General features: G+C 42.5%; 16 protein-coding genes. 13 read left to right on the top strand and 3 right to left on the bottom strand.

The genetic code is table 11. The annotated features are described in order from the left end of the window. Window positions 1-238 precede the first annotated feature (238 nt). From pcrB to PQ511_RS15305, 4 genes are all read left to right on the top strand, one after another. Window positions 239-928 (top strand): heptaprenylglyceryl phosphate synthase, encoded by a 690-nt coding sequence (gene pcrB, locus PQ511_RS15290; protein ID WP_273852770.1) that lies wholly within the window; start codon window positions 239-241, stop codon window positions 926-928. A gap of 63 nt (window positions 929-991) precedes the next feature. Further along, a complete protein-coding gene (pcrA, locus tag PQ511_RS15295) occupies window positions 992-3,214 on the top strand; it encodes a DNA helicase PcrA (RefSeq protein WP_273852771.1) in 2,223 nt (740 codons plus the stop codon). 25 nt (window positions 3,215-3,239) lie between these two features. Continuing rightward, window positions 3,240-5,240 (top strand): NAD-dependent DNA ligase LigA, encoded by a 2,001-nt coding sequence (ligA, locus tag PQ511_RS15300; RefSeq protein ID WP_273852772.1) that lies wholly within the window; start codon window positions 3,240-3,242, stop codon window positions 5,238-5,240. 13 nt (window positions 5,241-5,253) lie between these two features. After that, window positions 5,254-6,501, top strand: a complete 1,248-nt coding sequence (locus tag PQ511_RS15305; protein ID WP_273852773.1) for a CamS family sex pheromone protein — start codon at window positions 5,254-5,256, stop codon at window positions 6,499-6,501. 33 nt (window positions 6,502-6,534) lie between these two features. On the opposite strand, the gene PQ511_RS15310 is transcribed toward PQ511_RS15305, so the two are convergent. Further along, the gene (locus PQ511_RS15310; protein WP_273852774.1) at window positions 6,535-7,482 is read right to left on the bottom strand and encodes a metal ABC transporter substrate-binding protein; all 948 of its coding nucleotides are present in this window, start codon (window positions 7,480-7,482) and stop codon (window positions 6,535-6,537) included. A gap of 632 nt (window positions 7,483-8,114) precedes the next feature. Here PQ511_RS15310 and putP point away from each other — a divergent pair. The 6 genes from putP to rlmD all read left to right on the top strand — a co-directional run bounded on the left by putP (window position 8,115) and on the right by rlmD (window position 15,903). Beyond that, complete coding sequence (gene putP / locus PQ511_RS15315; protein ID WP_273852775.1) at window positions 8,115-9,578, top strand: sodium/proline symporter PutP; 1,464 nt, start codon at window positions 8,115-8,117, stop codon at window positions 9,576-9,578. A gap of 253 nt (window positions 9,579-9,831) precedes the next feature. Next, entirely contained in the window at window positions 9,832-10,122 is a 291-nt protein-coding gene (gene gatC / locus PQ511_RS15320; RefSeq protein ID WP_273852776.1) for an Asp-tRNA(Asn)/Glu-tRNA(Gln) amidotransferase subunit GatC, read from the top strand. A 14-nt stretch (window positions 10,123-10,136) separates the two neighbouring features. Further along, the gene (gatA, locus tag PQ511_RS15325) at window positions 10,137-11,585 is read left to right on the top strand and encodes an Asp-tRNA(Asn)/Glu-tRNA(Gln) amidotransferase subunit GatA (protein WP_273852777.1); all 1,449 of its coding nucleotides are present in this window, start codon (window positions 10,137-10,139) and stop codon (window positions 11,583-11,585) included. Between the two features lie 16 nt (window positions 11,586-11,601). After that, window positions 11,602-13,035 carry an Asp-tRNA(Asn)/Glu-tRNA(Gln) amidotransferase subunit GatB gene (gatB, locus tag PQ511_RS15330; protein WP_273852778.1) on the top strand — a complete coding sequence of 478 codons (1,434 nt, stop codon included), beginning with the start codon at window positions 11,602-11,604 and terminating at the stop codon, window positions 13,033-13,035. Between the two features lie 253 nt (window positions 13,036-13,288). Beyond that, window positions 13,289-14,236, top strand: coding sequence for a diacylglycerol kinase (locus PQ511_RS15335; RefSeq protein WP_273852779.1), 948 nt, complete (start codon window positions 13,289-13,291; stop codon window positions 14,234-14,236). A gap of 296 nt (window positions 14,237-14,532) precedes the next feature. Next, entirely contained in the window at window positions 14,533-15,903 is a 1,371-nt protein-coding gene (gene rlmD, locus PQ511_RS15340) for a 23S rRNA (uracil(1939)-C(5))-methyltransferase RlmD (protein WP_273852780.1), read from the top strand. 80 nt (window positions 15,904-15,983) lie between these two features. On the opposite strand, the gene katG is transcribed toward rlmD, so the two are convergent. Next, window positions 15,984-18,221: a catalase/peroxidase HPI gene (gene katG, locus PQ511_RS15345; RefSeq protein WP_273852781.1), complete on the bottom strand. Its 2,238-nt coding sequence runs from the start codon at window positions 18,219-18,221 to the stop codon at window positions 15,984-15,986. A 429-nt stretch (window positions 18,222-18,650) separates the two neighbouring features. Here katG and PQ511_RS15350 point away from each other — a divergent pair, with 429 nt between their 5' ends. Genes PQ511_RS15350 through PQ511_RS15360 form a run of 3 tightly spaced genes read left to right on the top strand, consistent with a single transcriptional unit; the run spans window position 18,651 to window position 22,706 of the window. Further along, on the top strand, window positions 18,651-19,124 hold the full coding sequence (locus PQ511_RS15350) for a MarR family winged helix-turn-helix transcriptional regulator (RefSeq protein WP_273852782.1): 474 nt from the start codon (window positions 18,651-18,653) through the stop codon (window positions 19,122-19,124). Window position 19,125: 1 nt separating this feature from the next. Beyond that, window positions 19,126-20,850 (top strand): ABC transporter ATP-binding protein, encoded by a 1,725-nt coding sequence (locus PQ511_RS15355; protein ID WP_273852783.1) that lies wholly within the window; start codon window positions 19,126-19,128, stop codon window positions 20,848-20,850. Beyond that, the gene (locus PQ511_RS15360) at window positions 20,847-22,706 is read left to right on the top strand and encodes an ABC transporter ATP-binding protein (RefSeq protein ID WP_273852784.1); all 1,860 of its coding nucleotides are present in this window, start codon (window positions 20,847-20,849) and stop codon (window positions 22,704-22,706) included. The genes PQ511_RS15355 and PQ511_RS15360 overlap by 4 nt, the downstream gene beginning before the upstream one ends. A gap of 186 nt (window positions 22,707-22,892) precedes the next feature. On the opposite strand, the gene PQ511_RS15365 is transcribed toward PQ511_RS15360, so the two are convergent. Continuing rightward, on the bottom strand, window positions 22,893-23,717 hold the full coding sequence (locus PQ511_RS15365) for a Cof-type HAD-IIB family hydrolase (RefSeq protein WP_273852786.1): 825 nt from the start codon (window positions 23,715-23,717) through the stop codon (window positions 22,893-22,895). Window positions 23,718-23,779 lie beyond the last annotated feature (62 nt).

Consider the following 23,779-nt stretch of genomic DNA (forward strand, 5'->3'; position numbering starts at 1 on the left):
ACCGTGTTCTTTTGATAGGGCTCCAGCGCTTGTCGAGGCTAAACGGACGCTTCCGCTTTTCGGTGATCCAGCTGCAGTGGGCCAAATCTTCCGGCTGTTTCGCCCAATCGAATGAGACAAAAAGCGTCTCAGTCTCATGGGCTCCAACATCCTGCAGATTTAAACGGGCCCACTTCCGCTTTTCATGTATTCTTTGATATAATCCAATTTATGAGGAAAAGTGGGAGGAAGGGTTAGGATGTTTGATTTTCGAGAGTGGAAGCATGTGTTTAAGCTGGATCCGAATAAGGAGATTGAGGATTATGATCTTGAGGCGATTTGTGAGTCTGGGACGGATGCAGTGATTGTTGGTGGTAGTGATGGAGTGACGCTAGATCGGACATTAGATTTACTTGCTAGAATCCGTCGTTACGCGGTACCATGTGCTCTTGAGGTATCGACTGTGGAAGCAGTGACACCTGGATTTGATTTTTATTTTATCCCAACCGTCCTGAACACCGAAGATAGTCGTTGGGTGACAGGTTTGCATCATGAAGCTGTAAAAGATTTTGGTGAGATTATGAATTGGGATGAAATTGTTATGGAAGGGTATTGTATTCTCAATCAAGATTCAAAGGTTGCTGAGTTAACTTCTGCTCATACTAATCTTGATGAAGAAGATGTCCTTGCCTATGCTCGGATGGCAGAGAAGATGTTCAAGCTGCCGATTTTTTATGTGGAATATAGCGGAACCTATGGAAACAAAGAGCTTGTGCGGAAGGTAAGTCAGGTTCTAAACGATACGAAACTATTCTATGGTGGAGGAATTGATTCTCCTGAGAAAGCCAAGGAAATGAAAGCTTTTGCTGATACTGTTATTGTTGGAAATATTATTTACGATAATATAAAACAAGCGCTTAAAACAGTTGCTGCTGTGAAAGAAAATTGATTCTCTCCGATCGATCAGGTAAAATAAGATATAAGAACATATGTTTGCGAGGAGTGCGAAAACATGCAACGAATAGTTGATAAGTTACTAAACGGGTTAAACCCCGAACAACAAGAAGCGGTCAAGCACACGGATGGACCGCTTTTAATTATGGCTGGAGCAGGCAGTGGAAAAACAAGAGTGCTCACGCATCGAATTGCGTACCTTCTTGTTGAAAAACAAGTGTCTCCCTGGAACATTTTAGCGATTACCTTTACTAATAAAGCAGCACGTGAAATGAGAGAGCGAGTGAATTCCATCACCGGCCCGGTAGCCGAAGATATTTGGATTTCCACGTTCCACTCGATGTGTGTTCGTATATTAAGAAGAGACGGGGATCGCATCGGGATTAACCGCAACTTTACAATTCTCGATTCTGGTGACCAGCTAACGGTGATTAAGAAAATATTGAAGGAACAAAACGTTGATCCTAAGAAATTTGAACCGCGAGGAATTCTCGGTAGTATTAGCTCTGCTAAGAATGAGCTTGAGACGCCGGAAGACTATAAAGCGAACGCAAAAGGACCATATGAAAGTGTTGTAGCGGATGCCTATGAGCAATATCAGAAACAACTCCGTAAAAATCAGGCATTGGACTTCGACGATTTGATTATGCGAACCATTACATTATTTAAAAAAGTGCCAGAAGTTCTTGAATTTTATCAGCGTAAATTCCAATATATTCACGTGGATGAGTATCAGGATACGAACAAAGCACAGTATGTCTTAGTAAAACTGATGGCTGAAAAATATCAGAACCTTTGCGTAGTAGGCGATTCTGATCAGTCGATCTATCGCTGGCGCGGTGCAGACATTCAGAATATCCTTTCTTTTGAAAAAGACTATCCGAGTGCACGAGCGATTTTCCTGGAGCAAAACTATCGTTCCACAAAGAAAATTCTTCAGGCGGCAAATGTTGTGATTGAGAACAATATGAATCGTAAGCCTAAGAAGCTATGGACTGATAACGATGATGGCCCGCACATTACGTATTATCAGGCAAATGATGAACACGATGAGAGTCGCTTTGTAACTGGGAAAATTCTTGATATGGTCAATAGCGGAAAGCGGACAAACTCACAAATTGCGATTCTTTATCGGACGAATGCCCAGTCCCGAGTGATTGAGGAAATTTTAAATAAGTCGAACATTCATTACAACATTGTCGGCGGTACAAAGTTCTATGACCGTAAAGAAATTAAAGACGTTCTCGCTTATCTGCGTTTAATTGCAAATCCGGATGATGACATTAGCTTATTAAGAATAGTGAATGTGCCAAAGCGTGGGGTAGGGGCCTCAACAATGGATAAAGTAGCGCAATATGCAGCTAATCAAGATATTTCTATCTTTACAGCTCTTCAAGAGGTTGAACAGATTGGCTTAAGTGCCCGTTTTACGAAGTCTCTTAAAACGTTTGGTAATCAAATGGCAAACTGGTCGCAAATGCAGGAATATTTAGCGGTTTCTGAACTTGTTGAAGAAGTGATTGATAAATCAGGCTATCGTGATGCTTTGCGAAATGAGAACACGATTGAATCACAAACGCGCCTCGAAAATATTGATGAATTTCTATCTGTTACGCAAGAGTTTGAGAAAGCAAGTGAAGACAAAAGCCTGATCGCTTTTCTAACGGACCTTGCCCTCGTTGCAGACATTGATAAGCTGGATGAGGATGAAAACGAGCAGAAGGAAGCTGTTACATTGATGACCCTTCACTCTGCGAAAGGTCTAGAATTTCCTGTCGTTTTCCTTATCGGGATGGAAGAAGGGGTATTTCCGCATAGTCGCTCACTCTTTGAGGAAGAAGAAATGGAAGAGGAGCGTCGACTTGCTTACGTAGGGATTACGAGGGCAGAAGAAGAGTTATTTTTAACAAACTCTCGTCTTCGAACGCTATACGGGAAAACAAATGCCAATCCTGTTTCTCGCTTTATTGGTGAGATTCCAGAAGAATTGCTTGAAAAGCAAGGACAGGAAAAGCCTGCAACACCTTTTGGAGGAGTGAGTTCTCGACCTTCTTCAAGGCCTGCTACTCCGAAAACACCTCGACGTCCTCAGCTCACTTCAACAGGAGGAGATTCTCTCGATTGGAAGGTTGGAGACAAAGCGAGCCATCGAAAGTGGGGAGTTGGAACGGTTGTTAGCGTGAAAGGTGAAGGCGATTCGACCGAGCTTGATATTGCGTTCCCAAATCCAGTTGGTATCAAGCGTTTGTTAGCAAAGTTTGCGCCAATTGAAAAGGAATAGCCATTTTAGAAGGTGAGGTTTGGCGATGGAAGAAAAGCAAAAGCGCATCGAAGAGCTTCGTCAGCTCTTAAATCAGTATAACTACGAGTATCATGTTCTGGATCAGCCTAGCGTTCCGGACGCGGAATACGATCGCATGATGAATGAATTAATTAACCTAGAGGAAGAGAACCCAGAACTGAAAACAGAGGATTCACCAACACAGCGCGTCGGGGGCCCTCCGCTCGAAGGCTTTCAAAAAGTCGAACACCGAGTGCCGATGCTAAGTCTTGGAAATGCTTTTGGTGAAGATGACTTGAAGGATTTCGACCGACGTGTACGTGAACGAATTGGCGAAAACTTTTCATATGTATGCGAATTAAAAATAGACGGTCTTGCAGTCTCGCTGATTTATGAAGATGGCGTTTTCGTTCGAGGGGCAACGCGTGGAGATGGTACTGTAGGAGAAGACATCACTCAGAACCTGAAGACCATTCCCGCTATTCCTTTACGACTAAAAGAAAATGTGAGCATGGAGGTTCGTGGTGAGGCCTATATGCCAAAGCCATCCTTTATGAAGCTAAATGAAGCACGTGAGAAGAATGAGCAGGACCTTTTTGCTAATCCTCGGAATGCAGCGGCAGGTTCTTTACGTCAACTTGATCCTAAGATTGCCGCTAGCCGTAACCTCTCTATTTTTGTATACGGTGTAGGGACGGTGGAAGGAAAAGAAATTAGCGCACATTCGAGTGGCCTTGATTTTCTAAAGGATCTTGGCTTTAAAACCAATCCAGAATGGAAACGATGTGACACAATTGATGATGTCATTGATTACATAGGTGGCTGGTCAGAAAAGCGACCTGACCTTTCCTATGAAATAGACGGCATTGTTGTAAAAGTAGACGCGCTCAGCCAACAGGAAGAGCTCGGGTTTACAGCAAAGAGTCCTCGTTGGGCAATTGCCTATAAGTTTCCTGCTGAAGAGGTTGTGACGAAACTTCTGGATATTCAACTGAATGTAGGAAGAACAGGTGTTGTAACGCCAACAGCTTTGTTAGAGCCAGTTCTCGTAGCAGGAACTACGGTACAACGTGCATCTCTTCATAATGAGGATCTGATTCGTGAAAAAGATATTAAAATTGGCGACTATGTCGTTGTTAAAAAAGCAGGAGATATCATTCCTGAAGTTGTATCTGTTCTTGAAGAGCGTCGGACAGGAGATGAGAGGGATTTCTCTATGCCTGAACAATGTCCTGAATGTAAAAGCGATCTTGTTCGGCTAGAAGAAGAAGTTGCGCTTCGATGCATTAATCCAAAATGTCCAGCTCAGCTCCGAGAAGGTTTGATTCATTTTGTTTCTCGCAATGCGATGAATATTGATGGATTAGGCGAGAGTGTGATAACTCAGCTCTTTCGTGAGGAATTAATTCATGATGTAGCTGATATTTATCAGCTCACACATGACCAACTTATTGAACTTGAACGCATGGGAGAAAAGTCGGTCTCAAATCTTCTTGAAGCGATTCGAGTGTCAAAGGATAATTCTTTAGAAAAGCTTTTGTTTGGTCTCGGTATTCGCCATGTAGGTGCGAAAGCAGCAAGAACACTCGCCCAACAATTTGGTTCGATGGATAGCCTCGTTCAAGCAAGTATTGAAGATCTTGAAGCGATCAATGAAGTTGGTCAGAAAATGGCTGATTCCGTCGTTCGTTATTTTCAAAACGAAGAGGTCCATGAGTTAATTGATGAATTAAAAGATGCGGGTGTGAACATGGTTTACAAAGGCCCTAAACCAGTTGCTGTTGAAGAAATCGACTCTGTTTTTGCAGGAAAAACGGTCGTTTTAACTGGGAAACTTGAACAGTTAAGTCGTGGGGAAGCGAAGAAAAAGCTAGAAGAACAGGGTGCAAAGGTAACGGGCAGTGTTAGCAAAAGCACGGACCTTGTGATTGCTGGAGAAGATGCTGGATCGAAGCTTGAGAAGGCAGAGTCCCTGGGTATCGACGTATGGAGTGAGAACAGGTTCCTTGAAGAGTTAAACGAATGAGGAGAGGAAAGTAATGCCAAAGAAGCAAACGTTCATCGTTAGTATCATGGCCCTTTCGCTCGTATTATCCGGTTGTGTTCCAAGCTTCATGAAGGGCGAGCAGGACGATACAGTAAAGGTGAATGATTCAGAAGGCAAAGAAAGTGAAGAAATGATTGTAAGTGATGATATTAAAACCTCGGAGACTTATTATCGTTCCGTGTTAGAGAAAAGTGGGGAGAAAAATTCTCTTGATACATCCCAAGTAAGAGGATTAATCACAGCGGGTGTTGATAATCGTCTTGACGTTGATGCACTTGAAATGGGATTAATGCGTCTTTCTCAAGAAAAGTTTGATCCTGAAAAATATTTCTTTAAAGAAGGGCAGCTGTTTGACACAGAGCAAATTCATGGCTGGCTGTATCGTGATAACGGTGTAACAAAAGAAGAAGCGGAGAAAGACAAAGATAAGGAAGTCAACGAAGGGTTGAACCCACAGCTTGGAGTGGAAGAAGATCCTGCTAAGTATGAGCAAGTCATTGAAGCGGAGAAGAAGAACCCTAAATTCCTTTCCTATATCCATGAACAGGATTACTATGTGCAGAACAAAGACGATGAATTACAACTGGGCGGCATCTCAATCGCTCTGTCACTTTATTCAGAGTATCCATATTCTGTTCTTGATGAGAATGGTTTAAAATACACGGGATCTGTAAAGTTAGACAAAAAAGAAGTAGTGGCAAAGGCTAAAGAGTCCATTAAACCAATCATTCAGAAAATTAGAGCCGAGCATGATGTTCCCATCGTGTTCACTCTTTTCTTAGAACAACCTAGACAATCGGTTGTTCCTGGAAATTTTGTGGCAAGCACCACTGTAGAAAAAGGGAAATCGAGTCCTGATTCATGGAAAGATTTAAATGAAAAGTATATTGCCTTTCCATCATCAGCCGCTGACGAGGAATATCCTGCTGAAGCTGAGAAGTTTGATGACTTCACGCGAGAAATACAGGATTTCTTTCCAAACTTTGTCGGTGTGATTGGAACGGGCTTTTACAAACAGGATGAACTCTCCCAATTAAAAGTGGAGATTCCGATTCAGTTCTATAGCAAAGCGGAAGTGATTTCATTTACGCAATTTGTTAATGGCCTTGTCAAGAAACGAAACGATACTTTTCCACAAGATTTACCTGTTTCGATTTATATTACAAACAACGGAGAAACAGAAAGTATGATTGTGAAGGATCCTAACGAAGAAGAACCTTTTGTGCATATTTATCAATAACGAAAGCCCTCCCGAATGTCGGGAGGGCTTTTATTAGTTGGACAGAGCTTTTTCTAGTGTTTGGATATTCTGTTTCATTAATGTGAAATACGTTTCATCGTTTTCGATATCTTCTTCAGTCAAGACTGAGAGATTGTGAATACGAAGCGTTTCAAGACCAAGTTCTTGTTGAACAGCCTTTGCTGGCTTAGGAGTGGCGTTTTGTTCAAAAAGCATGTACTTTAAGTCATAACTTTTTGCTGTTTCAATGATTTCTTCTAATTGTTTTTGTGTTGGTTCTTGAGAGGGTGAAAGGCCAGACACGCTTACTTGCTTAAGTCCATATCGGCTTTCCCAGTAGCTATAAGCATCGTGTGAAATGAGGAACTCTTTCTTTGGCGCCCGATCAGCCATTTCTTGAAATTCTTTATCTAGTGCTAAAAGTTCTTCTTTTAATGCGACAAAATTAGATTCAAATGTTTCCTGCTTGTCAGGATCAATTTTAATAAGAGCATTTTTGATGTTTTCAGCCTGCTGAATAGCAAGGGTTGGATCAATCCATATGTGAGGATTGATATTCCCGTGATCATGATCCGAGTGCGCATCATCTTCACTGTGTTCTTCATGTTCTTCTTTTGTTTCATCAACGTGGATTCCTTCGGCCGATTCAAGAATCATCACATCTTCATTTGTTAGCGTATCTTTAGCGGCATCAGCAAAGCCTTCCATACCGGCACCATTATAAATAAACAAATCAGCTTCAGCTAGTTCGGTCATTGTTCTAGTTGTTGGTTCAAAACTATGGGCATCGCTACCAGGAGGAATAATTGATTCAGCGGTAACGTTATCTCCGCCTATACGTTCAGCAAAATATTCGAGTGGATAAAGTGTTGTATAAATCGTTAGCTTGTCATTTGTGCCTGATTCTTCTTGACCACAAGCAACTAGGACAAACGTAGATAATGATAATAAGAGTGCAAACGGTAAAAAGCGACTTTTCATAAGCGATTTTCCCTTCTTTAATTTTCTCTGCCACCTATTATATCGTAATCATTTCGTTTTGCAAACAGTAATCTTTACGATTTATCGTATTTTAAAGATGGTGGAGGAAGAGAGTTCTAAGAAAGAAGAGGAGAAAAATAGTTATGATTTTTTCCCTTTAAGACAGTATGAAAAGGAGTAAAACGCGGCAATCTATAAAAAATATTTCAATTTGAAGGTTAACATTACAAAAAGGTGGGTAATTGTTACTAAAGTGTGTCGAAGCTTCACATAATCAGGAATTTATTTAAATAAATTTTCTTGAATACTTATGATATAAAGGTTGCTAAAAGAAGGAAATAAACTCCTTTTGTGAATTTTTATTCATGAAAAAGTTTATTATACAATTTTTTCATTGTTCTGAAAAATGTTTTGTGATATAGTAATCATTGGTTTGCAAAGGACTAATGGTCTACATCAATAATTTGAGTTCACAGGTAAAATGCATAGCTGTGAATATTGACTTTGGAGGGGGTGAAAGTGTGGAATATACCTTAACTACCGCAACATGGTTCTGGTTACTTATACCAATGCCTTTATTAGTCGTATTATCAATAATAACTTTTTTTACCGAAAGGAGAGAATAGTACTCGATGAGTATTGAGACGCCAACGTTAGTCACGTTTATAGTGTACCTGGTCGGTATGCTTGCAATTGGATTGATTGCTTACAAAATGACAAGTAACTTATCTGATTATGTTCTTGGAGGAAGAAGATTAGGTGGATCTGTTGCCGCACTAAGTGCAGGGGCATCAGATATGAGTAGCTGGCTCTTACTAGGCCTACCAGGTGCTATGTATGCAGGTGGTATGAGTCAAATTTGGATTGGGATTGGGCTCGCAATCGGAGCTTACCTGAACTGGCAGTTTGTTGCATCACGTCTTCGCCGATATACTGAAGTGGCGAATGATTCCATAACGGTTCCTGACTACCTTGAGAATCGTTTCCGTGATGGATCGAAAGCACTTCGCGTGATTTCTGCAATTGTCATTCTTGTATTCTTTACGTTCTATACGTCTTCAGGTCTTGTTGGGGGCGCAATCCTGTTTGAAAGCTCGTTTGGCATGAGCTATGAAAGCGCCTTGTGGATCGGTGCACTAGTTATTATTTCTTATACGTTCCTCGGTGGTTTCTTAGCGGTAAGCTGGACAGATTTCTTCCAGGGAATCCTTATGTTCCTTGCACTTGTTATCGTACCAATCGTTGCTTTAAATGAAATGGGCGGTTGGAATGAAACGGTAAATCAAGTTGGTGCAGCAGATACAACGTATCTTGATATCTTTACAGGTATGAGTTTTATGGGAATCATTTCCCTGCTTGGTTGGGGACTTGGTTACTTTGGTCAGCCTCACATTATCACTCGTTTTATGGCTGTTAAATCGTCCAAAGAAATTCCAAAAGCACGTCTTGTTGGTATGACGTGGATGGTTCTTTCCCTATTTGGTGCCATCTTTACTGGTTTTATTGGTATTGCGTACTTTAATGCGGGACTTGAGAACTCTGAGACAGTCTTTATCGAATTTACACAAGTTCTCTTTAATCCATGGGTATCCGGTTTCTTGCTTGCTGCGATCCTCTCTGCGATTATGAGTACAATTGACTCTCAACTTCTTGTTTCATCAAGTGCTGTTGCGGAGGACTTTTATAAAGCGATTCTTCGTAAAAACGCAAGTCAAACTGAGCTTGTATGGGTTGGTCGTATTGCGGTATTAGCGATTGCTCTACTTGCCATCCTACTTGCTTATAATCCTGATAGCAGTGTTCTCGATCTTGTAAGTTATGCGTGGGCCGGGTTTGGTGCCGCATTTGGACCTGTTATTATACTGAGTCTGTTCTGGAAACGAATGACGCGTAATGGTGCCCTGGCTGGTATCATTACAGGTGCAGTAATCGTTATTTTATGGGCTCAACTTTCAGGCGGACTGTTTGATCTTTACGAACTTATTCCAGGCTTTATCTTTGCATGGATTGCTGTTATGGTATTTAGCTTTGTTGGTAAAGAACCAGGCGAAGAAATTGAAGCTGAATTTGAAGAAGCAAGAACATCTAAACTATAATCAGTTTTTCAAAGACTCATCCCACCACGGGGTGAGTCTTTTTTCACGTAGGAATAGAAACAGAGGGATTGCAGCGGATCTTATATTAATGATGTCTATCCGTAACAAATCATTTAAATAAACGTTTAATTAACGAAGATTAATCAAACGTTTGTTTAAAATTGGATTGAACGGCGTTCTGTTGCTTAATGAAGCCTGTTTTTGGTATCATCTATATATTGCAGGTTGTTCGAAATTTGTGGAGGTGAAAGAAATGTCCAGAATTACCAAAGAAGAGGTTAAGCACGTAGCAAACCTCGCAAGACTTGAAATGGATGAGGCAGAGGTCGAAAAATTTACTACTCAGCTTGATGACATTATCTCGATGGCTGAGCAGCTGAATGAATTAGATACAGAGAACATTGAGCCTACAACACACGTTCTTGATTTGAAAAATGTCCTTCGTGAAGACAAAGTGCAGCCGTGGTTATCTCGTGAAGAAGCATTGAAAAATGCACCAGATCAAGAGAACGGTCAAGTGAAAGTACCATCAATATTTGAGTAAAGGAGGCAACGTCCTTGTTTGATAAAAGCATAAGTGAGCTTCACAGCTTGCTTCATAAGAAAGAGTTATCCGTCAGTGAACTTGTTCAAACATCGTTCGATCGCATTCATACGGTCGACGAAAAAGTGAAAGCATTCATGACGTTAAATGAAGAAGGAGCCATGCAAGCTGCCAAAGCACTTGATGGAAAGCTTGGTACAGAAGAGGCAAGAGGACTTCTCTTTGGTCTACCTGTCGGTGTGAAAGACAATATCGTCACAAAAGGTCTTCGCACAACGGCATCAAGTCAACTTCTTAGTAACTTCGAACCATTACATAATGCAACGGTAGTTGAGCGCTTAAATGCAGCTGAAACCATTACTGTAGGCAAATTGAATATGGACGAGTTCGCAATGGGTTCTTCGAATGAGAACTCTGGTTATTTCGGCACGCGTAACCCTTGGAATACAGATTATGTACCGGGCGGATCAAGCGGTGGCTCAGCTGCCTCTGTTGCGGCTGGAGAGGTATTCTTCTCTCTTGGATCTGATACAGGTGGTTCGATCCGTCAACCAGCTGCCTTTTGCGGTGTCGTTGGACTAAAGCCTACGTACGGTCTTGTATCACGTTTTGGCCTCATTGCGTTTGCTTCATCTCTTGATCAAATCGGAGCAATTACAAACACTGTAGAAGATAATGCCTATCTCCTTCAATCGATTGCTGGACATGACAAGATGGATTCAACTTCAGCGAACGTTGATGTTCCGGATTATCTTTCAAGCCTGACAGGAGATGTGAAAGGCCTTCGTATAGCTGTACCGAAAGAATACCTTGCTGAAGGTGTAGATGAAGACGTAAAGAACAGCGTCCTTCAATCCCTTAAAAAGCTTGAAGAGCTTGGTGCGACTTGGGATGAGGTTTCCCTTCCGCATTCAAAATATGCCGTAGCAACTTACTACCTTCTTTCTTCTTCAGAAGCATCTGCTAACTTGGCCCGTTTTGACGGCGTACGCTATGGCGTTCGTGCTGAAGCTGAAAACCTTCTTGATCTTTATAAGAAAACAAGAAGTGAAGGCTTTGGGGACGAAGTAAAACGACGCATCATGCTTGGTACATTTGCTCTTAGCTCTGGTTATTACGATGCTTATTATAAGAAAGCACAAAAAGTTCGTACGCTCATTAAGAATGACTTTGAAAAAGTGTTCGAAGACTACGATGTGATTATCGGACCGACAACGCCGACACCTGCCTTTAAAGTAGGCGAGAAAATTGATAACCCGCTAACCATGTATGCGAATGATATTCTCACAATTCCGGTTAACCTTGCAGGCGTTCCTGCGATTTCTGTACCTTGTGGTTTATCAAATGGTCTACCTGTTGGACTTCAAATAATCGGAAAGCACTTTGATGAAAAGACCGTTTACCGCGTAGCTCATGCATTTGAGCAAGCAACGGATCATCATAAGGCTAAACCAGAGCTGTAAGGGGTGACGACTGAAAATGAATTTTGAAACTATTATTGGTCTGGAAGTTCACTCAGAACTGAAGACAAACACAAAGATTTTCTGTAATTGTTCAACGAATTTCGGTGCGCCGCCTAACACGAACGTTTGCCCGATCTGTCTTGGCCATCCTGGTGTTCTTCCAGTGATGAACGAACAGGCCGTTGATTTTGCGATGCGTGCGGCAATGGCATTGAACTGTGAAATCGCAGAAGACACAAAGTTTGACCGTAAAAACTATTTCTACCCAGATAACCCGAAAGCTTATCAGATCTCTCAATATGACAAGCCAATCGGTGAAAACGGCTGGATTGATATTGAAGTGAACGGCAAAACAAAGCGTATTGGGATTACACGTCTTCACCTTGAAGAAGATGCTGGTAAACTCACGCACGTTGAAGGCGAGAATCACTCTCTCGTGGACTTCAACCGTCAGGGTACACCGCTTGTTGAGATTGTATCTGAGCCGGATATCCGTACACCAGAAGAAGCGTATGCCTACCTTGAGAAGCTGAAAGCGATTCTTCAATATACGGAAGTGTCTGACTGTAAAATGGAAGAAGGATCTCTTCGCTGTGATGCGAACCTTTCTCTTCGTCCGTATGGTCAAGAAGAGTTTGGCACGAAAACTGAGCTTAAGAACTTGAACTCGTTTGCTAACGTACAAAAAGGTCTTCAATATGAAGAAGTACGTCAGGAGAAAGAACTTCTTGCAGGAAACGTCATCGGTCAGGAAACACGTCGTTATGACGAAGCTGGCAAGAAAACGATTCTCATGCGTGTGAAAGAAGGGTCTGACGACTACCGTTACTTCCCAGAACCAGATCTTGTTCGTCTAGCGATCAATAAAGAATGGATGGACCGCGTTCGTGCGGATATTCCGGAGCTTCCAGATGCTCGTCGCGAGCGTTATGTGAAGGAGTATGACCTTCCAGAGTACGATGCAATGGTTCTCACTCAGTCTAAGAAAATGTCTGATTTCTTCGAAGTAGCGATTGGCCAGGGAGCTGATCCGAAGCAGACATCCAACTGGCTAATGGGTGAAGTATCGGCTTACTTGAATGCAAACTACAAAGAAATTGATGAAGTAGCTCTAACGCCAGAAGGCTTAGGTAAACTGATCTCCCTTATTGAAAAGGGAACAATTTCTTCTAAGATTGCAAAGAAAGTCTTTAAAGATCTTATTGAAAAAGGCGGCGATCCTGAACAGATCGTTAAAGACAAAGGCCTCGTTCAGATTTCTGATGAAGGCGAGCTTCGTTCCATCGTTTCAGGTATTCTTGATGAGAACGAGCAGTCCATCGAAGACTACAAAAACGGGAAAGACCGTGCCCTCGGCTTCCTCGTTGGTCAGGTAATGAAAGCAACTAAAGGAAAAGCAAATCCTCCTATGGTTAACAAACTGATCGTAGAAGAAATGGATAAGCGATAATGGATGAAACCCTCCCAATGTGGAGGGTTTTTTTATGTCTAATATGGAGTATTAGCATGTTCATTTTATTCCCTTATTTTCGCTTTGCTTTTTTTTAGGGAAAAGCCTATAATCAGAACAGAAGGTTAATCGGTAGAAAACGGTCACGAGATTGTGGGCGTTTTTTGTTTGCGACTATCATATAAATAATGACGACACTTAATGCCAGTACAATAACTAATGAATCAAGATAGAGAAGATAGGATGATGAAGGATGAAACGTGCGAGACTTATTTATAATCCAACGTCCGGAAGAGAACAAGTGAAGAGGTCACTACCATATATTCTCGAACGCCTTGAAAAAAATGGGTACGAGACATCTGCTCATGCTACCACTTGTGAAGGGGATGCAACAGAAGCGGCACGCATTGCCGTGGACCGACGCTTTGATCTTGTGATCGCAGCAGGTGGAGATGGAACGATTTATGAAGTAATCAATGGAATTGCCGAGCAGCCATATCGTCCAAAGATGGGGATAATTCCAGTTGGAACAACCAATGACTTTGCGCGAGCGATTGGCGTTCCACGTACGATTGAAGGGGCGATGGATGTTCTGTGCAACGGTCTTGAAATGCCCATTGATATCGGTCGAGTGAACGAACATTACTTTATCAACATTGCAGGTGGCGGACGCCTGACTGAATTAACATATGAAGTGCCTAGTAAGCTTAAAACAATGCTTGGCCAGCTAGCTTACTATATGAAAGGCATTGAGATGCTTCCATCAATTCGCCCTGCAAGAACCAGAATTGAATACGACGGTAAGCTTTTTGAAGGTGAAATTATGCTTTTCCTCGTTTCAAACTCAAACTCCATCGGCGGATTTGAGAAGCTAGCGCCACATGCGTCGTTAAATGATGGTCTGTTCGATCTTATGATTTTAAAGAAGACGAACATCGCAGAATTCATTCGCATCGCAAGCAGTGCATTACGCGGGGATCATATCAATGATCCAAATGTTGTGTATAAGAAAGCAAGTCACATTAAAGTCGAATCCGTTGATAAAATGCAGCTCAACCTGGACGGCGAGTACGGCGGCCCGCTTCCAGCTGAGTTTACGAACTTATACCGTCATATTACGATGATCGTGCCGAAAGAAACGAGTGAAAAACATACAAATGAAGAAGAAGCCGCGCACAAGCGCGCCATTTCGGGTAAGTAGAAATGAAGGAGAGAAGTCAGAGACGATGAGCTCTGGCTTTTTCTGTTGTTCTATGTGGATGAAGGGAAGCAGGTTGTAAATTCGGTTTTGGCCAATAAAAATGGATTTTGGCCAATATATTTCAGATTTGGCCAATATATCGTGAGTTCAGCCAATATCATTCGATTTTGGCCAATAAACCGTGAAATCGAGCTCACCTCACATGCAAAAAGTACCGCGCTGTTACATTTCGCGATCCATTCACACTGTGGTACAATTTTCGTACATGAAATCGAACGGAAAAGGACGGAAACCAAATGAGTAATCAAGAAGTACCGGTAAAAAAGAATGACGTTGTTGAAGTAGAATTCAGAGACCTTTCCCATGACGGGGCAGGCGTCGCGAAAATAGATGGCTACACGCTTTTCGTCCCGTATGGCATTCCGGGAGAAACCGCGAACGTAAAAGTGATCAAAACGAAGAAAGGCTACGGCTTCGGAAAGCTTCTTGATGTGAAAGTTGAGAGTGAAGATCACAATACACCGCCATGCCCAATTTTCTATCAATGCGGCGGCTGTCAGACACAGCATATTACGTATGATAGTCAGCTAAAATTCAAGCACAAGCAGGTTCAAGACGTGATGGAGCGCATCGCTAAGATCGACGTACCCGTTCATCCAGTGCTTGGCATGGAAGACCCATGGCGCTACCGCAACAAAGCGCAGGTGCCAGTAGGCGAACAGAACGGGAAAATCGTTGCAGGCTTCTACCAGCAGCGCAGTCACCAGATTATCGACATGGACCAGTGCCTCATTCAAGAGCAGGAAAACGATGACGTTCTTCGCGTTGTGAAAGAGATCGCTGAAAAGTACGGCATTCGTGCTTACGACGAACGCTCACATCGCGGAACGCTCAGACACGTTGTGGCAAAATACGGGAAGCAAACGGACGACATCATGGTCGTCATCGTGACGAAAAATAAAGATTTACCAAATCGTAAGAACATTATTAAAGACATCACAGAGCAACTTCCGAAAGTGAAATCAATTGTTCAAAACGTGAATCCAAAGCGCACGAACGTGATCTTCGGTGATGAAACCCGCGTTCTATGGGGATCGCCATACATTTACGATACAATCGGCGACATTAAATTCGCCATTTCAGCTCGCTCGTTTTACCAGGTAAATCCGGATCAAACGAAGGTGCTTTACGATCAGGCACTTGAATACGCTGGACTGACTGGGAATGAAACAGTCATTGACGCTTATTGTGGTATTGGAACGATCTCTCTTTTCCTCGCGCAAAAAGCGAAACAAGTATACGGCGTGGAAATCGTACCAGAAGCGATTGAAGATGCGAAGCGAAATGCTGAGCTAAACGGCATCACAAACGCAGAATTTGCCGTTGGCGAAGCCGAGAACGTCATCCCAGCCTGGAAAGAGCAGGGTATCAAGCCTGACGTGATCGTCGTTGATCCACCACGTAAAGGTTGTGACGAAGCGCTTCTTCAAACGATTATTGATATGAAACCTGAGAAAGTAGTGTACGTATCTTGTAACCCGGCTACGCTCGCTCGTGATCTACGCATCTTAGAAGATGGTGGATTTGAAACGAAAGAAGTTCAGCCGGTTGATATGTTCCCGCATACGACGCACGTGGAGTGCGTAACCTGGCTAGAAAAGAAATAAATCATCCCATGCAACCATATAAAAAAGCCGCTCCCCCAATTGCTTACAAAAGCGAAGGGGAGGGGCTTTTTTCATTATACTTAAGCGTTAGACGCCATCTTATTTTTACTCATTTTAAGATCAAAACGATCCGCATTCATAATCTTCACCCATGCCGACACAAAGTCGCGCACGAATTTTTCTTTGTTGTCTTCTTGTGCATAGACTTCTGCATAAGAACGGAGGATGGAGTTTGAACCGAAGACGAGGTCAACGCGTGAAGCAGTGCGTACGAGTTCGCCTGTTTTGCGGTCGCGTCCTTCGTATTCATTGAAGTTAGCTGGCTTCCATTCAATGCCCATGTCGAGTAGGTTCACAAAGAAGTCATTCGTAAGTGTACCGACACGGTCAGTGAAGACCCCATGCTTTGTTCCCTTATAGTTTGTGCCAAGGACACGCATACCACCAACTAAAACGGTCATTTCAGGTGCAGTCAGACCAAGTAGCTGAGATTTGTCGACGAGAAGCTCTTCTGGGCTTAACGTGTATTCCTTTTTCTGATAGTTACGGAATCCGTCAGCCATTGGCTCTAATACATCAAAGCTTTCGACATCTGTTTGTTCTTCCGTTGCATCACCGCGTCCTGGTGCGAATGGAACAGTGATGTCCACACCAGCGTCTTTTGCCGCTTTCTCTACAGCTGCACTACCTCCAAGAACAATCAAGTCAGCAAGGCTAACCTTTTTCTCAAGTTTGCTTTGGATTTTCTCATATACGGATAGTACTTTTGATAATTGTTCTGGTTCATTTACTTCCCAGCTCTTTTGTGGTTCTAAGCGAATGCGCGCACCATTTGCGCCACCGCGATAATCAGAACCGCGATACGTACTTGCAGAAGCCCAAGCTGTTGTCACGAGCTCACTAATGCTTAATCCGGAGTCGAGAATTTTAGCTTTCAAGTTTTCAACTTCAACAGCAGTCAATTCATAATCGACATTTGGGATTGGATCTTGCCAGATCAAATCTTCCTGTGGTACTTCAGGGCCGAGGTATCTTTCTTTTGGTCCCATGTCACGGTGAAGTAACTTGAACCATGCTCGAGCAAATGTATCAGCGAAATATTCAATATCCTCGTGGAAACGACGTGAAATCTTTTCGTAAATTTCATCTTCGCGAAGCGCCATATCTGCAGTTGTCATCATTGTATTTACTTTGATGGAAGGATCTTCAGCATCAGGTGCAAGGTGCTCTGGTTTAGGATTCACAGGTTTCCATTGGTGGGCACCTGCTGGGCTTTTTGTTAATTCCCACTCATAACCGAAGAGTAAATCATAGTAGCCGTTATCCCATTTTGTTGGATTAGCGGTCCATGCGCCGTCTACGCCACTTGTAATGGTGTCGCGCCCTTTCCCGCTTCCGTAAGAGTTTTTCCAACCGAGTCCTTGTTCTTCAATATCGGAGGCTTCCGGAGAGGCTCCAACGTTAGCTTCAGCGTCTCCTGCTCCGTGCCCTTTACCAAACGTATGACCTCCGGCGATAAGGGCAACTGTTTCTTCATCATTCATTCCCATTCGAGCAAACGTTTCACGAATGTCGCGTGCACTACCTAGTGGATCTGGTTCGCCATTTGGTCCTTCTGGGTTCACATAAATAAGACCCATCTGAACGGCAGCTAGCGGACTTTCAAGCTCGCGGTCGCCTGAATAGCGGTTGTCACCGAGCCACTCTTTCTCTGTACCCCAATAAACATCTTCTTCTGGATGCCACACGTCTTCGCGTCCTCCGGCAAAACCAAATGTGTTCAAGCCCATTGATTCAAGGGCAACGTTACCAGTGATGACGAGGAGGTCAGCCCAAGAAATCTTATTTCCGTACTTTTGCTTAATTGGCCAAAGGAGACGGCGTGCTTTATCAAGGCTCGCGTTATCTGGCCAGCTGTTCAATGGTGCAAACCGCTGTGATCCAGTAGCGCCGCCGCCACGTCCGTCACCCGTACGATATGTACCAGCTGCGTGCCATGACATACGGATAAAGAGAGGGCCATAATGCCCGTAATCAGCTGGCCACCAGTCCTGGCTGTCGGTCATTAAGTCACGAAGATCCTGCTTCAATGCGTAATAGTCCAGCTTTTTAAATTCTTCCGCATAGTCAAAGTCTTCCCCCATTGGGTTACTCTTTCGATCGTGCTGTTGAAGAAGGTGCAAGTTTAACTGGTTTGGCCACCAGTCTTTATTCGTTGTTCCGACTTTTGTCGTTGTAATCGCGCTGTCTTCCTTCGTTTGACCATGAGAGACAGGACACTTCCCAGCTTGACTGTTGTTCATTTCGTTATGATCCATATTTCCATCTCCTTTCGAATGTAAGAAAATTAATTATAACTCCTATTAGATTATAATTATAATAAATTAATAATCATTTTGGAAGAGATATGAACTAATTTTCACAAAATAATTTCAAAACTAGTGGAAAGAGTATTTTAAACAGCTTACTATAATACTTTCGATTCTTTTACGAGTTTACCTCTTTCAAAAAAACAGTTAAGAGTAGATCGTTGCACAGAAGGATTCAACAAAGAACAAAGAAAAAATAATAACTGTCTTTCATTCGGGCGGTGACAGGCACTTGTCGAACAGAAGGACTCTTCAAATTAGTCCATTGAATTGTGGTTTATTAAATTGACTATTCCATCAAAAAGGACTAAAATCAAATAGTTCCAAAATGAACAGTTCGTAAATGGAATATATAGAATAATAGTAAGGGAGAGCCATATGGATAAGGAAAAGACACCCATTACACCTGGGATAAAGCTGTTACGATCCTTTGCAAGGGTAAATAAAACGATGACAAAATTTGTTCAACAAACAGCTATTGCAAATGGATTATCAGTACCACAGTACACAGTATTGTTAACTGTTGCATCTGAGAAAAAGATAACGCAAAAAACAGTAGGCGAGAGAACCTTTCTCCCCAAAAGTACGTTAAGCCAGGCGGTAGAGGTACTTGTTCAAGAAGGCTTACTTAAACGTCAGCAGGTTGAAGATAATCGGAGAGAAATGCAGCTCATACTGAGTGACAAGGGTTTGACGTTGCTGAAGGCTATTCACCAACAAGAAGGCGGTGTTCACCAGCTCTCAGAAAAAGCTGTCGGTCTACTAACCGATCAGCAATTTGAAGAACTTTTAGAAACTCATCGAACGATTGCCTCCTACTTTGAGACGCAAAACGAACAGGGAGAGAGTTGACATGCTTAAATTATTAAAACACTTATCTGTTTATAAATGGATGGTTATCGGAGTGTTTGGTCTAATTTTCATTCAATCAATGGCCACACTTTATTTACCGACACTGATGGCTGACATCATAGATAAAGGGGTAGTAGTCGGAGATATCCCGTATATATGGAAAATTGGTGGGTTCATGCTGCTCGTATCGGCTTTTGGTGCCATCGCATCCATTATTGCAAGCTACTACTCGTCAAAAGCTGCAATGGGATTAGGACGTGATGTAAGGCGAAAACTCTTTTACCATATCGAGAAATTTTCACTACAAGAATTCGATGAGGTCGGCACGGCATCGCTCATTACACGAACAACAAATGATATCACGCAAGTTCAGCAGGTGGTGATCATGATGCTACGAATGATTATTAGTGCTCCCATCATGCTAGTAGGGGGGATTATTATGGCAGTTTTGAAGGACGCCAAACTCTCCCTCGTTATTGTACTCACCATGCCTATCTTGATTGGCTCAATTCTCCTCATCCTTTATAAAGGTGTGCCGCTTTTTCAGGCAGTTCAAAAGAAGTTGGATCGGCTAAATCTCGTCCTACGAGAAAATTTAACAGGAATTCGTGTGATTCGGGCATTCAACCGTGAGCCTGAAGAAAAGGAGCGTTTAAAGCACACAAATAAGGAGTTAACCGATGTTTCAATTAAGGTTAATCGGATTATGGCATTCATGATGCCTGTTATGATGCTTGTCATGAACTTAACAGTTGTTGCTGTTATTTGGTTTGGTGGCATTCGAATTGACAATGGTGGCATGCAAATTGGTGATTTGATGGCGTTTATTCAATATGTCATGCAAATTATGTTTGCGCTCGTTATGGCATCGATGATGTTTGTTATGGTACCGCGGGCAGATGTTTCTGCGAAACGAATTAATCGCGTTCTTGCTATGAAACCGTCTTTCGGTGATGAAGGAAAAGAAGATGCGAATCGTTCAAAAGGAACGCTTGAATTTGATCATGTTACCTTTCATTATCCTGGTGCAGAAGAACCAGCATTGTCTGATATTAGTTTTTCTGCGAAGCCTGGTGAAGTAACCGCCATTATCGGTGGGACTGGATCCGGGAAATCAACGCTCGTTCAATTGATCCCTCGTTTTTATGAGGTTGCAAGTGGATCGATTCGTGTCAATGGGGTTAATATCAAGGATGCCTCTCAGGAGGAAATTCGATCAAAAATTGGTCTGGTCCCGCAAACAGCGACGCTTTTTACAGGGACGATTACAGACAATATTCGCTTCGGGAAAGAAGATGCAACGCTAGAAGAAGTAAAGCAAGCGGCACGAACCGCGCAAGCTGAAGAGTTTATTAACAAAATGGAGAATGGGTATGATTCAACGATTGAACAAGGCGGATCGAACCTCTCAGGGGGACAAAAACAGCGTCTCTCCATCGCCAGAGCACTTATACGTAAGCCAGATGTTTATCTTTTTGATGATAGTTTTTCTGCGCTCGATTATAAGACTGATGCTCGGCTCCGAGCAGCGCTTGAAACTGAAACGAAAAATGCAACTGTCTTGCTCGTTGCTCAGCGAGTTGTAACCGTCCTACATGCTGATCGTATTATCGTGTTGGATAAAGGGCGTATCGCTGGCACAGGGACTCACGACGAACTTCTGAAAACAAGTGCAGTTTACCGCGAAATTGTCGAGTCACAGCTCTCGGAGGAGGAAACAGCATGAGTAAAGAAAAGAAACCTCAGCGGGGCGGTCAAATGGGCTTTGGTCCAGGTGGCGGTAATATGATGATGATGGGGCAGAAGCCGAAGAATTTTAAATCTACTTTAAAAAGGTTGATCCACTACTTAAAGCCTCAGCGGAAGAAATTAATTGCCGTATTCGTCGCAGCCATTTTGAGCACTATTTTTACAATCTTAGCTCCCAAAATTATGGGAACAGCCATTACAGAGTTATTTGAAGGAGCTTATGGGAAGTTTCAGGGGGTTCCAGGTGCTGGTATTGATTTTGAAAAAATTGCTGAGATTCTCTTGTTACTTGCTGGGCTCTACGTTCTCAGCAGTGTGTTTAACTTTATTCAGCAGTATATGATGTCCAGTGTTGCCCAAGTCACAGCCTATGATTTACGAGAAGACGTGAATCAGAAACTAGAAAAACTTCCGCTTCGTTATTTCGATAGCCGGCCGAATGGGGAAACGTTAAGTCGAATGACGAATGATATCGACACAATCAGCAGTACATTACAGCAAAGCCTGACTCAGTTTATCACGTCCATCGTCACAATCGTTGGAATTATTGTTATGATGCTTTCCATCAGTCCACTTCTCACCTTGATTTCCATCGTCAGCTTACCAATTTCGATGTTTGTTATTCGCCCGATACTGAAAAGGTCACAAAAGCATTTCGCTGATCAACAGCGTACGCTTGGTCAGTTGAACGGCCATATTGAAGAAATGTTTACTGGGCATCAAGTGGTAAAGGCATTTGGATATGAAAAGAAAGCCGGAGCAGAATTTGATGAGGTAAATGAAGTGCTTTATAACGCTGGAAGTAAAGCACAGTTTATTTCAGGCATTATCATGCCAATTATGATGTTTATTGGGAATATCAGCTATGTCTTAATAAGCATTGTCGGAGGAATTCTCGTTACGAATCGTGCCATTTCGATTGGGGACATTCAAGCTTTTATTACCTATACTCGGCAGTTCACACAGCCGATCACGCAAACGGCTAACATTGCGAATATTATTCAATCCACCGTTGCCGCGGCAGAACGCGTTTTTGAACTACTTGATGCCGAAGAAGAGCAAAAGGAAGAGTCGGTCGTTCAATTAACACAAACGGAAGGTAATGTAACCTTTGAGCATGTTGACTTCGGGTATGGAGAAGAGCTGTTAATCCGAAATATGAACATCGACGTTAAGGCAGGGCAAACGGTCGCGATCGTTGGTCCGACTGGCGCTGGGAAAACGACTCTGATTAATCTTTTAATGCGATTTTATGAGTTGAACGACGGAGCAATTAAAATCGATGGGGAGGATTCAAGAGAGATGAGTCGAAGCGCTCTCCGCAAAAATTTCGGGATGGTTCTTCAAGATACGTGGCTTTTCAATGGGACGATTAAAGAAAATATTAAGTACGGAAAAAGCGACGCAACTGAGTCTGACATCATGAAAGCTGCGCAAATGGCCCATGCCGATCATTTCATTCGCACCTTACCAGATGGGTATGAAACGATTCTGAATGAAGAGGCATCTAATATTTCGCAGGGACAAAAGCAACTGCTGACAATTGCGCGAGCGATCCTAGCTGATCCCCCGATTATGATATTAGACGAAGCGACTTCAAGTGTAGATACTCGAACAGAACTTTTGATCCAGCAGGCAATGAATCGGTTGATGGAAGATCGCACAAGCTTCGTGATAGCCCACCGTCTTTCTACCATTCGAGATGCTGACTTGATTCTGGTTATGGACCAGGGAGCGGTCATAGAACAGGGAACACATGATGAATTGTTAAGACAAAATGGATTTTATGCTGACTTGTATAACAGCCAATATTCGAAGGATGTAGCTGGTTAAGAGAAGTAGGAATGCTGTTAAAAAATACAGCTAAAAAAGAGCAATGAATCGTAAACCGATTCATTGCTCTTTCTTTAAAATCAGATCAAATAGTTGCTTGAGGAAGTGTGCCGTTATATCCACAGGCGAACCAACTAGGCCATGTTTATTTTCTCTGGCTCCATTTCTCTCCAACGCTTTTACGACCTATTTCATTAAAAGCTGATCCTTCAAAAGAAACTTTTCAACTACTTTCGCGACACCGTCATTCTCGTTTGTATCCGCGATATAATCAGAAACCTTTTTAATGTCATCTGGGGCGTTACCCATCGCCACACCAAGTCCTGCAAATTCAATCATTTCTTGATCGTTGTAGCTGTCTCCAACGGCAATCACTTCTTCCCGTTCAATGCCGAGTTCATTTATCAGTTTCTCAATGCTTGTGCCTTTCGTGATCCCTTTATCGGTAAACTCGAGAAAATAAGGCTTAGAGCGCATCACGCTAAATTCTTTTCCTAACTCCTCTTGAAGTTTCGTTTCCACTTTCTTAAGGTGTTCTGGTTCACCAACCATCAGAACTTTAACGACTGGTTCCGTTACACGATTGATAAACGAATCAACAACAGTGATTGGAAGACCTGTGAGGTTTGACTCAATCGTTGTATAAGGATTCTCTTCTGAAGTTATAATTTCATCCCCAATGTACGTGTGAATGTAGACATTCTCTCGAAGGCTGATTTCATAAAGACGTTGAACAGCTTCGACAGATAATGTCTGACTAAAGAAATCCTTATTGGAATGGCAATTAATAATCTTTCCCCCGTTAAAAGAAAGAATATAACTCTCATAGTCTGCGAGAAGGAGTTCCTCCGCATACGGAACCATTCCGAATGTTGGTCTTCCAGAAGCAAGCACAACTTTTTTCCCTTCTTGCTGTGCTTCCATAAGAGCTTTTTTATTCCGAGTAGAAATCATTTGATCAGCGTTGAGCAGTGTATCGTCTAAATCTAATACAATCATTTTATAAGTCATAGGTGAATTTCCTCTCTTAGCTAGTTTCCTTACCATTCTACTAGAATTCAGGTGAAAAGGGG

Source organism: Guptibacillus spartinae, assembly GCF_028610625.1.
GTDB lineage: Bacteria > Bacillota > Bacilli > Bacillales > Guptibacillaceae > Guptibacillus > Guptibacillus spartinae.